Origin of the sequence: Paraburkholderia sp. 22099, assembly GCF_052045835.1 — a bacterium.
In the GTDB taxonomy this organism is placed as follows: domain Bacteria; phylum Pseudomonadota; class Gammaproteobacteria; order Burkholderiales; family Burkholderiaceae; genus Paraburkholderia; species Paraburkholderia terricola.
On record NZ_JBQEPU010000004.1, the window covers coordinates 203540 to 217601 of the forward strand.

13 protein-coding genes are annotated in these 14062 nt (G+C 62.3%); 2 read left to right on the top strand and 11 right to left on the bottom strand.

The features are described 5' to 3' along the window. Window positions 1–4: 4 nt before the first annotated feature. The 4 genes from ACTJLC_RS06230 to ACTJLC_RS06245 all read right to left on the bottom strand — a co-directional run bounded on the left by ACTJLC_RS06230 (window position 5) and on the right by ACTJLC_RS06245 (window position 4504). Window positions 5–1036, bottom strand: a complete 1032-nt coding sequence (locus tag ACTJLC_RS06230; protein ID WP_073427408.1) for a carbohydrate ABC transporter permease — start codon at window positions 1034–1036, stop codon at window positions 5–7. Continuing rightward, the gene (locus ACTJLC_RS06235; protein ID WP_073427407.1) at window positions 1033–2187 is read right to left on the bottom strand and encodes a carbohydrate ABC transporter permease; all 1155 of its coding nucleotides are present in this window, start codon (window positions 2185–2187) and stop codon (window positions 1033–1035) included. Before ACTJLC_RS06235 ends, ACTJLC_RS06230 begins: the two co-directional genes overlap by 4 nt. Window positions 2188–2190: 3 nt before the next feature. Further along, window positions 2191–3672, bottom strand: coding sequence for an extracellular solute-binding protein (locus ACTJLC_RS06240; protein ID WP_310117907.1), 1482 nt, complete (start codon window positions 3670–3672; stop codon window positions 2191–2193). Between the two features lie 121 nt (window positions 3673–3793). Then, window positions 3794–4504, bottom strand: coding sequence for a GntR family transcriptional regulator (locus tag ACTJLC_RS06245; protein WP_073427405.1), 711 nt, complete (start codon window positions 4502–4504; stop codon window positions 3794–3796). Window positions 4505–4707: 203 nt separating this feature from the next. Between ACTJLC_RS06245 and ACTJLC_RS06250 the strand changes: the two genes are divergently transcribed. Continuing rightward, window positions 4708–6006: an L-fuconate dehydratase gene (locus tag ACTJLC_RS06250; RefSeq protein WP_073427404.1), complete on the top strand. Its 1299-nt coding sequence runs from the start codon at window positions 4708–4710 to the stop codon at window positions 6004–6006. On the opposite strand, the gene otsA is transcribed toward ACTJLC_RS06250, so the two are convergent. Next, window positions 5973–7409, bottom strand: coding sequence for an alpha,alpha-trehalose-phosphate synthase (UDP-forming) (gene otsA / locus ACTJLC_RS06255; RefSeq protein ID WP_310315566.1), 1437 nt, complete (start codon window positions 7407–7409; stop codon window positions 5973–5975). The genes ACTJLC_RS06250 and otsA overlap by 34 nt on opposite strands. A 111-nt stretch (window positions 7410–7520) precedes the next feature. Further along, entirely contained in the window at window positions 7521–7844 is a 324-nt protein-coding gene (locus tag ACTJLC_RS06260; protein ID WP_073427482.1) for a hypothetical protein, read from the bottom strand. Between the two features lie 251 nt (window positions 7845–8095). Between ACTJLC_RS06260 and ACTJLC_RS06265 the strand changes: the two genes are divergently transcribed. Next, window positions 8096–9061: an AraC family transcriptional regulator gene (locus ACTJLC_RS06265; protein ID WP_073427402.1), complete on the top strand. Its 966-nt coding sequence runs from the start codon at window positions 8096–8098 to the stop codon at window positions 9059–9061. A 59-nt stretch (window positions 9062–9120) separates the two neighbouring features. Here ACTJLC_RS06265 and ACTJLC_RS06270 read toward each other — a convergent pair whose 3' ends face one another. Genes ACTJLC_RS06270 through ACTJLC_RS06290 form a run of 5 tightly spaced genes read right to left on the bottom strand, consistent with a single transcriptional unit; the run spans window position 9121 to window position 14024 of the window. After that, on the bottom strand, window positions 9121–9645 hold the full coding sequence (locus ACTJLC_RS06270; RefSeq protein WP_310315568.1) for a flavin reductase family protein: 525 nt from the start codon (window positions 9643–9645) through the stop codon (window positions 9121–9123). A 29-nt stretch (window positions 9646–9674) separates the two neighbouring features. Next, window positions 9675–10997: a hypothetical protein gene (locus tag ACTJLC_RS06275; protein WP_310315570.1), complete on the bottom strand. Its 1323-nt coding sequence runs from the start codon at window positions 10995–10997 to the stop codon at window positions 9675–9677. Window position 10998: 1 nt separating this feature from the next. Then, window positions 10999–11649, bottom strand: a complete 651-nt coding sequence (locus ACTJLC_RS06280) for a cysteine hydrolase family protein (protein ID WP_310315572.1) — start codon at window positions 11647–11649, stop codon at window positions 10999–11001. Next, window positions 11646–12704 carry an LLM class flavin-dependent oxidoreductase gene (locus ACTJLC_RS06285; RefSeq protein ID WP_083081078.1) on the bottom strand — a complete coding sequence of 353 codons (1059 nt, stop codon included), beginning with the start codon at window positions 12702–12704 and terminating at the stop codon, window positions 11646–11648. Before ACTJLC_RS06285 ends, ACTJLC_RS06280 begins: the two co-directional genes overlap by 4 nt. A gap of 60 nt (window positions 12705–12764) precedes the next feature. Beyond that, window positions 12765–14024 carry an MFS transporter gene (locus tag ACTJLC_RS06290; protein ID WP_310315575.1) on the bottom strand — a complete coding sequence of 420 codons (1260 nt, stop codon included), beginning with the start codon at window positions 14022–14024 and terminating at the stop codon, window positions 12765–12767. Window positions 14025–14062: the final 38 nt, after the last annotated feature.

A 14062-nucleotide genomic window follows, 5' to 3' on the forward strand; every position in this document is an offset into this window, starting at 1 on the left:
TCGTTCATCCTTTCACGGCCCCCACGAGAATGCCTTTGACGATAAAGCGCTGCAGCGTGAGCGTGAGCAGCATCACCGGCAGGATCATGATCAGGATCAGCACCGACATGTTCCACCATTGCGGCCCGCGCGTGGCGTTCTGCGCGGCGACGAGAAGCGGCAGCGTCTGCGCGTTCGCCGTCGAGAGGAAAAGTGCGAACAGGTACTCGTTCCACGAAAGAATCAGCACGAGCAGGCCGGTCGCCACGATGCCCGGCGCGACGAGCGGCACCACGATGCCGAACAGAATGGCGAAGCGCGTCGCGCCGTCGATCTGCGCGCTCTCCTCGATTTCCTTCGGCACGCTGGCGAAAAAATCGAACATGAGCCAGACGACGATCGGCAGATTCGCCGTTGCGTAGGTAATGATCAACGCGGTGCGCGTGTCGAGCAGGCCCGCGCTCTTGAAGGTCAGGTAGATCGGAATCACCGTGACGACCGGCGGCAGAATGCGTTGCGAGATCATCCAGAAAATGATGTCGTCGTTGGCGAGATGACGCCTTGCGCGCCGGACAATCGGGCGCAGCAGCAGGAAGAACAGCGCGCCGCACACCGCCACCGCGATACGCAGGTCCACCCCGCCCCAGCCGACGGCGGCCACCACCAGCGCCAGCATGAGAACGGCGAGCCCCACCGCCGCCACCGGCGGTTTGTACTCGATGCGCGCGAGCGCGTAAGCCGCCATCGAGCCGAGGAACACCGCGGCGACCGTGGAAAGCGTGGCGATGACGAGCGAGTTCATGTACGGACGATACGTGTCCGGCCCGAGATCGACAAAGATGTAATGCCACGCATCGAGACTCGGCTTGAAGTCGACGAACGGCACGTAGGCCGGCCCGTTCGAGACGTCGATGGGCAGCTTGAACGAGGTGATCGCCATCCAGTACAACGGAAACAATACGACCAGCGTCCATAGACCCAGCAGGCCATAGGCGATCACCCGCGTGCCGATCGGGATTTCATCGAGCCTCGTGGGCACGAACAGGCGCTTGATCATGATTGCCGCCCCCGCGCACGCCGCACGACGAGTTGAAAGAACGACACGCACGCGATCGTCGACACGAAGAACAACATGTAGGCGACCGCCGACGCGCTGCCGAGATTCAGCGTGCGCCACTCGATGAACGCGTGCAGCGTCATCGATTCCGTCGCGATGCCGGGGCCGCCGTTGGTCAGCACGTTCGGCAGGTCCACCACCTTGAACGCCTCGATCAGGCGAATCAGCACCGCGCTCGCGGCGACCGGCGCGATCGACGGCCAGATCACATCGCGAAAGATCCGCCAGCTCGACGCGCCGTCGAGTTGCGCGGCCTCGATCTGATCGCGCGACGTGCCTTCCAGCGCGGCCAGCAACACGAGAAACATGAACGGCACCCACTGCCACGTATCCCCGATCACGACCACGATGCGCGCGAGCCACGGGTCCGCCGCCCATGCGATCTGCCCGAGGCCGAGCCATGCCCAGAGCGGCGCGAGCGGGCCGACCGCGGTGTCGGCCATCATGCGGAACATGTAGGCGATGCCGACGGGCGTCACCATCAGCGGCAGAAAGAACAGGATGCGGAAAAACCGGCCGCCCTTGAGCGGCAGCGTGCACAGGTAGGCGAGGCCAAGACCGAGCAGGAATTGCAGCGCCACGCCGAACACCACGTAAAAGAGCGTCACCATCAAACTGCCCAGCGCGCCGCCGTCGCCAGTGGTATTGGCGGCAAGCCACACGACGGCCAGCAGCGACGCCGCCGCGATCAGCCGGCCGATGCCGCCGATCACCGAGCGCTGCCCGCCGCGCAGATAGCGGACCAGCCACCAGCCGATCGCCAGCGCGGCGGCGGCCATTACCGCGATGCTGATGACGCCCGGCGGCCTGAACACGCCGACGAAGTGAAACTGCTGGCTGCCGCTAAACAGTCTCACGTAGTTGCGCATGCCGACGAACTTCAGTTCGTAGCCGCCCTCGCCGAGCGCGAAGCGCATCAACGACAGATACGCGGACGTGACGAGCGGGAAGATCGAAAAGCCGAGAATCAGCAGCACGGCCGGCAGCACGAATACATAAGGCGCCTGGCGGTCGAGCCAGTTGGCCGCGACCGACCTGCGCGACCCGCGTCGCGATGCAGCCGATGACGAAACGCGCGACGAGGATTGCATGAGTCAATGGGCGCCGATCGACGCCTTGTAGGCTTTCAGTTGAGCGTCCTTGCCGGCGTCGTCGGTGATTTCGTCCCAGCCTGTCTGGATCGCCTTCATGGTGGCGTCGGCGTCGAGTTCGCCCGCGAGGAAACGCGCCACCGCCGTGTCCAGCACCACTTGCTCATAGCGCTGATTCTGCGGAATACGCAGATCGATGACCATGTTCGGGCTTTGCAGGCTGGCCTTGATCGCGCCGAGATAGGAGGCCGCCGCCGCGTCGCTCATGCCCGACTTCTTCCAGATCGACATATCCGTGAACTGCGAACGGCGATACGGATTGAAGCCGGTCGCGCCGATCGTCACATCCACATTGGCTTGCGCGGGCTGGCTCATGTACGAGAGAAACGCGTAGGCGGCGTCCTTCACCTTGGGGCTCGCTTTCGCGTTGATGCCGCCGGACCAGCCGCCGAATGCCGCGAACGGCGCGTGGTTCACGCCGTCCACCGCATACGGGCAGGTGTTCTTGTCGCACGCCACGAGCTTGCCGGTGTCACGGTTCAATACCTTCGTCGAGCCCGGCAGCATGACCGCGCCGACCTTGTCGATCACCTTCGACTGCTTCGGGTCGATCGCCAGCACGCCGATGTCGCCCCAGTCGAGCGTCAGCGCGCAGTGGCCGGAAATGAACGCGCTGCGCGTGTCGCCGACGTCGAGATTGATTTCGTTCGGCGGCCCGTATTGCGTCGATTGCTTATAGACGTTGAGCGCGGCCTTGAATGCGTCGTTGTTGACGAGCGGCTTGAAGTCGCGCGGATCGAAGAACGCCCCTTGCGCCGTGCCTTTCGACTGAATGTAGCCGCCCGCGATCGAGATGATCGCCCAGTACGCCTGCGCGTTGCGCTTCTTCGAAATGCAGGAGCCCGCCACCGGTTTGCCGTCGCCGCCGAATACCTTGCCGTTCGCCGCCTTCGCGATGTCGAGGTACTCGTCCCACGTTTTCGGCGGCTGTTTGCCGAGTTGTTTGAGGATGTCGGTGCGGTAGTAGACCATCTGGAAGTCGCCGTCGAGCGCGATCAGATAGGTCTTGCCGTTGAAGCGCTGCGAGAAATCGCGGAAGAACGGCATGACGTCGTCTTCCTGCAATGCCGGATCGCGAGCGACGCGCGCGGACAGGTCTTCGAGGAAACCGCCCTTCGTGTAGTCGACCATCCACTGCGGCGCGAATACCGCGGCGTTCACCGAGTTCGTGCCGGAGGCCCAGTCGGTCAGCAGCTTCTGATACAGGTCGGAGAACGGCACGGTCAGAATGTTGATCTTGGCGCCCGTGAGCTTTTCGAACTCAGGCGCGCGGCGTTGCAGCGGTTCCGCGATTTGCGGCCCCACGAACGTCATGACGTTGACGGTGACGCCCTGGAATTCCCCGGCGGCGAGCGCATGCCCTGCCGCCATGAACCCCGCGACCGCGAAAGCCACGGCCACGCTTGCACGTTTGATGCATTTCATTTTTCGTCTCCTCCATACCGAGTTGACTACGCCACGGCCAAGGTCCGACTAACCGCACACCCCGGCGCGTGCGGACCGCGGCGCTCCGGTGGGCTCTGCGAAATCCGCGCAACGGCCCGGCTTACGCCTCGAACAAACCGGGCCGTTCGCCGGCAAAACGCTGCAACTCCGCCACCACTTGATCCAGATGACCGTGCATCGCGCGGGCCGCCGCTTCGGCGTCGCGCGCCGCGATGGCTTCGAAGATGCGCACATGCTCCGCGAGCGTTTGAATCTGACGTTCGGGGCTTCCCAGCAACTGGCGCGCGCGATCGAGCGCGCCGCGCGACGTGGCGACGATTTCCTTGACGCGCGGCAGGTCGATGGCGTCGAGCAGAATCTCGTGGAACGCCAGGTCGAGCAGGTGAAATTCATGGCGCAAGCCGCCGGTCACCGCCTCGCGCTGCTTCTCCAGGTTGGCGGCGAGCGCCGCGAGCGTTGCCTCGGAACAGGTGGACGCGAGGCCGCGCACGGCTTCGACTTCGAGCGCGCTGCGAATGAACAGATGCTGGCGAATATCGTGAATCACGATCGGCTTCACGCGCGTGCCGCGCTGCGGCAATACCTCGACGAGACCGGCGGTTGCCAGCCTGGCGAGCGCCGCCGAAACCGGAAAACGCGACACGCCCATTCGTTCGCAGATCGCCTGCTTGTCGATCATCATTCCCGGCTCCAAAGCCAGCGTGACGATAGCCTCGCGCAATGCCGCCGCCACTGCATCGGTCAAGCTGCTGCGCTCCCCACCCTGCAGTTTTTGCAGTGCGCCATAGGGGTCGGCAGCCGCTGACTTCATGGATCGAAAGGCTCACGGAGGTCGTGATTTGTGACTAACATGCTAGCATGCTAGGAGCCGAAACCGGTGCTGTCAACGCGTGCTAACGCTTGGTATAACCTGGTATGCACCCTGGTCATCGGCATGTCGGCGGCGCTGCGCCGCCAAGGTCTCGCATGCCGTCCAGGCTATCGCACCCGTCACCTTTTTTGGGGGGCGTTGAGATGACCACGATCACGAATCTGTCCGTTAGGGATATTCGTTTCCCGACCTCCCGCTCGCTCGACGGCTCCGACGCGATGAATGCCGCGCCCGACTATTCGGCCGCCTACGTCGTGCTCGAAACCGATTCGCCGGAACAGTTCGCGGGGCACGGCCTCACCTTCACTATCGGCCGCGGCAATGAAATTTGCGTGACCGCGGTGAACGCGCTGGCGCCGCTCGTCGTCGGCAAGACACTCGAAGCGATCGTCGCGGACATGGGTTCGTTCTGGCGCGCCTTCACGTCCGATAGTCAATTGCGCTGGATCGGCCCGGACAAAGGCGCGATTCATCTCGCGACCGCCGCGGTCGTGAACGCCGTGTGGGACCTGTGGGCCAAAACGGAACGCAAACCGGTGTGGAAGCTTCTGGTGGACATGAGCCCCGAGGCGCTGGTGCGGTGCCTCGATTTCCGCTACGTGACCGACGCGCTCACACCGCACGAAGCGCTGGCGATCCTGCGTCGCCATGCGGCCACCAGGGGCGAGCGCGAAGCGCAGATGCTCGCGCACGGCTATCCGGCTTACACCACGTCGGCGGGCTGGCTCGGTTACGACGACGAGAAAATCCGCCGCCTCGCTCGCGAAGGCGTCGCGCAGGGATGGACGCATTTCAAGCAGAAGGTGGGCGGCAATCTCGACGAGGACGTGCGGCGCGCGCGCATTCTGCGCGACGAAATCGGCGCGGATCGCAAGCTGATGATGGACGCGAACCAGGTGTGGGAAGTCGACGAAGCGATCGCCAACATGCGCCGTCTCGCGGAGTTCGACCCGTGGTGGATCGAAGAGCCGACCAGCCCCGACGATATCCTCGGGCACGCGGCGATCCGCCGCCGCGTCGCGCCGATCGGCGTGGCGACCGGCGAGCACTGCCATAACCGCGTGATGTTCAAGCAGCTATTGCAGGCACAGGCGATCGATTTTTGCCAGGTGGACAGTTGCCGGCTGGGCGGGCTCAACGAGGTGCTCGTGGTGTTGCTGATGGCGGCGAAGTTCGGCGTGCCGGTCTGTCCGCACGCGGGCGGCGTCGGACTATGCGAGTACGTGCAGCACATCTCGCTGTTCGACTACATCTGCGTGTCGGCGTCGCTCGAGAATCGCGTGCTCGAATACGTGGACCATCTGCACGAGCACTTTGTCGATCCCGTCGTGATTCGCAACGGACGCTATATGCCGCCGCAACAACCCGGCTACAGCATCGAGATGCGAGCCGAGTCGCTCGAACAGTTTCACTTTCCGCAGGGCGCCGCGTGGCGGGTCTGATCTTGTCCCTCTTCCTGCGACTCGCAATCTTCCAGCGCCCGCAGAAACGTCGAGCTCCACCAGTGCACGTCGAACTTGCGGATTCGCCGAAGCAGGGCTTCATGCCGGTTGATCCGCTCGTCGAGCGACATGGTTAGCGCGCGCTGAATGGCCTGCGCCGTGCCTTGCGTGTCGTACGGATTGACCAGCAGCGCTTCCTTCAACTGTTCCGCGGCGCCGGCAAAACGCGAGAGCACGAGCATGCCCGGATCGGCGGCGTCTTGCGCGGCGATGAACTCTTTCGCGACCAGATTCATGCCGTCCCGCAACGGTGTGACGAGCGCCACGCGACTCGCGCGATAAAGGCCCGGCAGACGCTTGCGGGCCACGTTGCGATGAATGTAGCGCACCGGCATCCAGTCCAGTTCGCCGAAGTCGCCATTGATCGCGCCGCACAGGCTGTCCATTTGACGCCGCAGATCGTCGTACGCGCCGACGTCCTCGCGGCTCGGCGAAGCAATCTGGATCAGCGTGGCGCTGTCGCGGTTTTCCGGGTAGAAGGTCAGCAGTTCGCGAAAAGCATGAACGCGTTGCGGCAAGCCCTTCGAATAATCCAGGCGGTCGACGCCCACCAGCAGACGACGCCGCGAATATTCCTCGCGCATGCGCGCGAACATGTCGCGCCCTTCCTTCGAATCGGCGAGACGAATGAAGTCGTCGACGTCGATGCCGATGGGGTACGCGCCGACCCGCAGCGTTCGACCGAACGCCCGCAGGCGATCGGGACTCAACCGTTGCGCTTGCGCTTCCGATTCGACGTAGTGAGAAAAATGCGTGAGGTCCGCTTCGCTCTGGAAACCCACCAGATCGTAGGCAAACAGCGAACGCATCAGCCATTCGTGCTCGGGAATCGCGGCCATGATCAGCGGCGGCGGCATCGGGATATGCAGGAAAAAGCCGATACGGTTGGTGCATCCCATCGCGCGCAACTCGGCCGCGAGCGGGATCAACTGATAGTCGTGAACCCAGATCAGGTCGTCCGGTTTCAGGAGCGGCAACAACTTCCGCGCGAACAACTGGTTGACCCTGCGATAGCCCGCGGCGAAGCGCGTGTCGAAATTCGCGAGGTCGAGCCGGTAGTGAAACACCGGCCACAACACGTCGTTGGCGTAACCGAGGTAATACGTGTCGTGGTCTTCGCGGCTCAGATCGAGCGTGGCAAGCGTGACGTTGCCGGCTGTTTGAACATGAACGTCGCCATGCCCCGTTGTCGCGACGTCCGCCGCTTCGTGAATCTTGCCGCTCCAGCCGAACCAGAGTCCGCCCGTTTGTTGCAGGCTCTCCCGTACCGCTACGGCAAGGCCGCCGGCCGCGGGCTTGCGCGGATCGGCGGTGCGATTCGAAACGACGACTAGTCGACTCATGAGGTCCTTATGTTGTTGGGTTCAAATGGCACCCGCCGCCCGCAAGCGAGGGCGCGCCGTCGGTCGATCATGCTGACTGGTCTGCTACGACTCGCCAATGCGGCCTCGGGTTCAACGCTTGGGGCCCTTCATGCCCTCGGTTTCCATCGCGGCATGTCGTTCCTCGCTCGCTTCGATCGGGTCCATCGACTCGTCGATGGAAGCCGTCGCGCGTTCGGTGGCGGCCAACGCTTCATCGACGGTGGTATCGAGTGTCTCGTCCTCGTCTTCGTCGCCCGGCGGCTCCAGCATGTCTCGAAGCATGGCGGCCAGTTCCGGTGTGTCCCACGGCGCCCCATGCTGCTTCTTTTTCTTTATGTAATGCCTGACTTCGGCGTCTTGCTCGGGAGTCAAGGGAAGGCCGCGAAAAGTACTTTTGGGGTCGGCATTGATCATGATTTGCTCCGGGAATTTATCCCGTTTCGAGTTTAGCCCCATTTGGACCGACGATGGGCAGGCAATGGGCCTGCGAGGCCTAAACGCCTTACCCTTCAATTCGCCGACGGCTCGCACCGCCCCACGGTTGTGCGAATCGCATGAAGCTGGGGCAGGCTTCGCTGAAAAGACGCCGGAAAGCGCCCTTCACCACGCCGTTTGATGGGCTCGGAATTTGCTTTGCAATGGCTAGCGTTCTATGAGGGGTCGCAATGAACAGTTGGAGCTTGTGCACGTCCGCCTATGCCACCGAACACCGGGAGCAGATCTGGCGAGATGCGCTGCAAAGGGTATATCTGTCGATGTCCAGCGAAACATTGAGGGACGGCCTGCGCGGCGAGGTGAGCTACAACCGGTCCCCGCTCGGCATGCAGTTCGTCAAACTGGCCGGCTCTCCGCAAGCGATCGCCGGAGATTACCCCGCAAGCGGGACGACCTCCGCCAACCTCTGGATTGCCTTGATCCTGGAAGGAAACGCGGCCTTGCGGATCGGCGGCGAAACGCACGCGCTGGAAGTCGGCGACATCCTGTACGGCGCCGGCGGCGGGGACCGCGTGGAGTTGCTGTTGAGCAGCGACTTCGAGATTCTCACCGTCGAGATGCCTCATGAGGTGTTCTACAAGCGGCTGCTCAATCCGCTCGCGATCCAGGCCGGAACCATTTCCCGCCAGGAAGGCATCAATCACGTCCTGTCCGATTTTCTGTCTTCAGTGGCGGCGCAAATGGAGAGTCTGACGGAGACGTCGTTCCATCCGGTGGAAATGGCGCTCTCCGAATTGCTCACTTACTGCCTCGCAAGACGGCCCGCGCTCAACGGCTTCAAGGATCTCGGTCATGCCAGGCATTTCCAGGAACTCTGCCATTCGATCGATCTGCATCTGGGCGATTGCGATCTGAGTCTCGACAAGGTGGCGCGTCGCAACAACGTATCGCCGCGCTACGTCCAGAAGATTTTCTCGCAGGCCAATTCGAGCTTCAGCCAGTTCGTCCGCAAGCGCAGGCTGGAACAGTGCAGGAAGGATTTGTCGAGCAGGGCGAATGCGTCGCTGTCGATTTCGGAAATCTGCTTTCGTTGGGGGTTCAACGATCTCGCTTACTTCAGCCGGGCGTTTAGCGCCGAATACGGCTGTTCACCCCGCGCATACCGGACACAATTGCTGGAAGAGCAACCGGTATAAAGGCGCCGGTCATGCGGAGAAAGACGCACCAGGCGGCTTTCTCCGTCAACGCCATTCGGCTATGCCCTGAATGCGCCGCGATGGTAGACGAGCGGCGAGCGCGTCGGCTCACGCACGATCCGCTCGGGCTGCCCTGTCAGGATCGCGTGATCGCCCTCGATATAGCTCGCGCCGAGACGGCATTCGATGTTCACGCAGCAATCCGTCAGCAAAGGGCAACCCATGTCCCCTATCTCGTAGTCCACATCCGAGAACTTGTCGCCGTCTTTCGCCCCGAACTTCAGTGCCAGAAACTGCGCACGATCGGAAAGAATATTGACTGCGAACGCGTGCGACTTATTGATCGCCGCGAGCGTATGGCTGCGAAGGTCCATGCATACGAGTAACAGACGCGGACGAAGCGACAGGCTGCAAAACGCGCTCACGGTGCTGCCTAGCGGCCGTCCGTTTTCCATCGCGGTCACGATCGTGACGCCGCTCGGGAAGTCCGCCATGGTCTCGCGCCACTCGGCACTCTGCTCTTTCGAGTTGAACGCGCCTTGCGGCAGGGCGAGAACACTCGACTGGGTCGATGAGTCTTTCATTGTCAGGGTTTCTTACTTTGGATGAGGTGCTATTCCATGCGTCCGCAGATGGCGAGTGCGGCAAGCGCATAAATCTGCGCGCTTCGGGCGAGGTCCTCGGGTGTGGGCAACACGCGCGGAATGCCGCACGTGACCGCGGGAATCCGGTGCATGTTGAAGACATTGTGGTCGCGCCACATGCTCGAATAGATCGGGTCCGCCCGCGCCAGGGGCTGCCCGCGGACCATCTCGGTCGCGCAGCCGAGCGCGCCGACGAGCGGCGCGACGGCCTCGTCGTCGGCCCGATACCCGTGGCGCACAACGAGGGGACTGATCTCGAACTCGCCGAGATGCAGGGAGCGCAGCAAGCGCTCCAATTCCCGCTGCACTGGCGCGACGGTTTGTCTGGCAGTCAGTCCGACTTCCAGATAGAGCGCGCATACCTCGCTTCCGCTTCCGAACGTATGCGGTACGCCGGCTCGAATCGAATCGATCTGGACCTTGGGAACCGATAGGCCGCCCTCCGTTTCATACCGGTTGCGCACTTCATAGTCCGCCGTCCATGCGTGCAAGGCTTCGATCAGCTTGCCGGTTCGATAGATGGGGTTCGGATGCGACGCGCAATCCGGGTTGTACGTCAGCGCGGGCGTGAACGCGCTCTCGCCCAGCAAGCGGATACGGAACAACACATAGCCGCAACCCTGCCACGTGATGCCGTAGTCGGTCCCTTCAGCGGCAATCGCATAGTCGGCCGCAACGCCACCATGATGGAACAGGTAATGCGCGCCGATATCCTTGCCGAGGTAGTCGATACCCTGATATTCCTCGATCGGCTCGGGACCGATCTCACCGGGACAGGCAGTCAGGTAAAGCCTGCCGGACAGTTCGATGCCGGCCTTGCGCAGTGCCTTGGCGGCAATGAGAAAGCAGCTCATCGGCCCGCGGTCGTTCGTGATGGGGTAACCGTGCAGGCGATTGTCCTGCAGCCAGCACTGCGTCCACTCCTTGCGCTGAACGGTTTCCTGACGGTACTTGTAGCCGTCGAGCGCGGCCGAGCCCGCCGGGCTTTCGGTATCCAGATGCGCGGTAAACAGCAGATTGGGCGCATCGCCGCGACCGCCATACTCGCCGATGATGTTCGGACGCGCCAGCGTGGCCCCGACGGCGCGAGGCTTGAGCCCTTCCCGTTGCATCCAGTCGAATACATAGCCCGCCGCCGCGGCCTCCTCGCCGGAACGGCTCGGAATATTGCCGAGTTCGAGCGCCAGTTCGGTCAGTTCAACGGGATCGATGGCGTCCTCGATGCGCGCTTTGTCCTCGGCGGAAATCGGGTGCAACGTTGAAGCGGGCCGCTTGATCATTTTCGAGGTCACACTACGATCCTTTCGTGACGCGGCCGTTCCACATACCGACGATATCGTCCGTATCGAGAACGACCGCAAAGTTCTCCGCCAGCACCTCGAGGGTGTTGTGGTGGAAGTCATCGCGGTAAGCGCCGCAGGCATCGCCCGCGACAACCACCAGCCAGTCCCGCTGAAACGCATCCCGCACCGTCGAGTCGACGCAACATTCCGTCGTCAACCCGCATATCACCAGGGTGTCGATGCCTTGGTCCCGAAGCCGGCTGTCGAGATCGGTCCCGACAAACGCGCTATAGCGCTGCTTCCATACAATCTGGTCGCCCGCCTCCGGCACGACCTGGTAGAAGGCTTCGCCACCGGAGCCGTCGCGGCATACGGCATAAGCACAAGCGGGATCGACGTTGCGATAGCGCATCCATTTGATCCAGGCTGGCGAATCGGTCGCGGGGTCCGTTTTCAGGCCCGCGAAGATCACCGGGATGCCTGCCTGGCGCGCAAGCGTGGCCAGGCGGCCGGCGTTTTCAATGGCCGGCGCGACGTCCGCGACCGGCACGCCCATCTGCGCGAGCGCACCTTCCGGCGAGCCGAAATCAACCTGGATATCGATGATGCAGAGCGCCACACCGCCTGGCGCCAGCCATTCGTTCATGGAAGGAGCGGTCATGAGAACTCGGCGCGCAAATGCGGAAGAATGTCCTGACCAAAGCGCGTCAGCCCAGTGACGTAATCGGGAAAAATCAACATCACGCCATCCAGTTCGCAATCGCGCAGCAATGCGGATAACTGTGCGTGGCAAGCGGCCGGATCGCCGATCGTCGTATGGGTCATGAATGCATTGCTCGCCCGCTCGACCATTGCGTTGTTCTTGCCGCTGACATCCACGCCGAAGCTGCGCATCATGCCCGTCACGGCCTCGACGTCGAGACCCTCCCGATACTGTTGGGCGAGCGCCTCCGCCCGCGCATTCGTGTCCGCGCAAATCACCGTGGACATGCAGTACGTCTTGATCGTGGTGCCGAACGCCTCGGCCAGCGCCTTGGCACGCCGGCTGATAGCGCCGGTCTCGGCGTCGTCCTTGCCACCGATAAAGCAGGCATCGGTGTTGCGAACGCTGAACCGGAGTCCTCGTTCGGACTGTCCGGCACATACCAGGAAAGGACGCGGATTCGCGATGGGCTTGGGCTCCGAGACGCAATCCTTGATGGTGAAGAACTGCCCCTCGTAATCGACGCGTTGATCAGACCATAGCGATTTGATGATGTCGGTCCATTCAGCCGTCATCGCGTAGCGCTGGTCGTGATCGAGCGAGGCGTCCCAGGCGCCCATCTGCTCGAATTCCTCCTTGAACGAGCCGGAGACGATATTGAGTCCGGCTCGCCCTCCGCTGATCTGGTCGAGCGTCGTGATCATCTTCGCGACAACCGCGGGATTGTGCAGGCCGGCATGCATCGTGGCGATAATCCGCGCGCGACGCGTTGCCTCCGCAATCCCCGCCATCATCGTGACCGATTCGAGCGAGACGTCCCAGTGTTGCGTGGCGCCGCCGAAACCTCGCCATTTCGCCATCGACATGATGAAATCCAGACCGATCTCGTCGGCGAGGATGGCGGCCTCGCGATTTTGCCGGTACGAGGCATCCAGCACCGGCGTGCTGCGCGAAATGATCCATCCGCCTTTCGCGATTGGCAGAAAAACGCCGAACTCTTTAGAACATGTCATTAGGCACCTATGATCCACAACTAATAAAACAGCTTCTTCGCTTTACCGACAAACAGCGCCTCAAATACCGGAAGAGGCTTTACGGCTGAATAGCTGCCCCTTCACGGGCGGTCGCATGAGCGTGACCGCGAACGCGATAATTAACGGAATGATCGCGACCAGCAAGAACGCGCCGGTGAAGCTTCCGAGTTCATCTTTCACGCGGCCGGCAACCAGCGGACCAAAACAGGCGAGTGTCGAAATAAGATTCGCCACGGAGAAAATCTCCAGGTACGGAAGCCGTCCGTAATAGTTGGACAGAAGAACGCTCGTGGCGAGAAAGGTCATGCCATAGCCCGCGCCGATTCCGATCGAGAAGACGATCAGCATCGGCAATGAAGTCGGCGCGCTGAGCGCGAGTGTGCCGATGACCATCAACAACAGGCTCGCAATCAGCATCTTCTTCGGTTCGATCTTTTCGCCGAACAGGCCCGCGATAAAACGGGAGAAAGAATTGATCAGCGCTTCGGCGCTCAGCAACGCGGCCGCGGTCTGCGCGCTGAATCCGTGATCCGTGATATGCGCGACGGCAAAGCTATTGGTGGTAATGCCGACCAGCAGGAACGTGGTGTAGGCGGCAGCGATCGCGTAAAACTGCCACGTGCCCATTGCCTCACGCGCCGTCCATGCCTGCTCGGTGTGATAGACCGAGCTGTTCTCTTCCTGACGATGCGCGTCGCCCAGTTGTTCGGCGTGCTCGCGCTCCCGGACACCCGAAGGCAGCAATACGGTCGCGAGGAGCCCGAGCACCACCAGGAAGAAGCCGGACAACGCCCAATGCATGCGCCAGTTCCCCAGCACATTCACGGCCAGAACGACGAGCCACGGACCCACGACGCCGCCGAGTCCGCCGACCGTGAAATAGAAGCCAAACGCGAACGCCTGATTCTTGTACATCCGGCCGATAACGTAAGTCCCCGGCACGGTGGCGACGAAGCTGAAGCCGACGCCCAGCAGAATCGCGCCGGCGAAATACAGTGCGAGGCCGTGACAATGCGCGAGAAGCGCGAAAGCCGCGGCGAGGATGACGGTGCCGGCCAGAAACGTCGGCCGCACGCCGAAGCGGCGGATGAAGATGGCCGGCAGATAACTCGACAGGCCGCAGGCCAAACCCAGTAACGTGAACCCCAGTCCGGCGCTAGACCAGCTCCATTGCATTTCCTTGATCATGTCCGGCAGTACCACGCCCAACGACGTGAAGGTGGCCGCCGTGATCATGAAATAGATCGCGCTCAATAGAGCAAGTATGGCCCACTGATAACCTCTGCTATAGCTATTCATGCAATGCCTCGCAAGCTGATATTTAATTAAGATCGTTC

Excerpts from the sequence above, each read along its gene's own strand:
- ACTJLC_RS06230 (WP_073427408.1), bottom strand. The coding sequence starts at position 1,036 with ATGATCAAGCGCCTGTTCGTGCCCACGAGGCTCGATGAAATCCCGATC.
- ACTJLC_RS06235 (WP_073427407.1), bottom strand. The coding sequence starts at position 2,187 with ATGCAATCCTCGTCGCGCGTTTCGTCATCGGCTGCATCGCGACGCGGG.
- ACTJLC_RS06240 (WP_310117907.1), bottom strand. The coding sequence starts at position 3,672 with ATGAAATGCATCAAACGTGCAAGCGTGGCCGTGGCTTTCGCGGTCGCG.
- ACTJLC_RS06245 (WP_073427405.1), bottom strand. The coding sequence starts at position 4,504 with ATGAAGTCAGCGGCTGCCGACCCCTATGGCGCACTGCAAAAACTGCAG.
- ACTJLC_RS06250 (WP_073427404.1), top strand. The coding sequence starts at position 4,708 with ATGACCACGATCACGAATCTGTCCGTTAGGGATATTCGTTTCCCGACC.
- otsA (WP_310315566.1), bottom strand. The coding sequence starts at position 7,409 with ATGAGTCGACTAGTCGTCGTTTCGAATCGCACCGCCGATCCGCGCAAG.
- ACTJLC_RS06260 (WP_073427482.1), bottom strand. The coding sequence starts at position 7,844 with ATGATCAATGCCGACCCCAAAAGTACTTTTCGCGGCCTTCCCTTGACT.
- ACTJLC_RS06265 (WP_073427402.1), top strand. The coding sequence starts at position 8,096 with ATGAACAGTTGGAGCTTGTGCACGTCCGCCTATGCCACCGAACACCGG.
- ACTJLC_RS06270 (WP_310315568.1), bottom strand. The coding sequence starts at position 9,645 with ATGAAAGACTCATCGACCCAGTCGAGTGTTCTCGCCCTGCCGCAAGGC.
- ACTJLC_RS06280 (WP_310315572.1), bottom strand. The coding sequence starts at position 11,649 with ATGACCGCTCCTTCCATGAACGAATGGCTGGCGCCAGGCGGTGTGGCG.
- ACTJLC_RS06285 (WP_083081078.1), bottom strand. The coding sequence starts at position 12,704 with ATGACATGTTCTAAAGAGTTCGGCGTTTTTCTGCCAATCGCGAAAGGC.
- ACTJLC_RS06290 (WP_310315575.1), bottom strand. The coding sequence starts at position 14,024 with ATGAATAGCTATAGCAGAGGTTATCAGTGGGCCATACTTGCTCTATTG.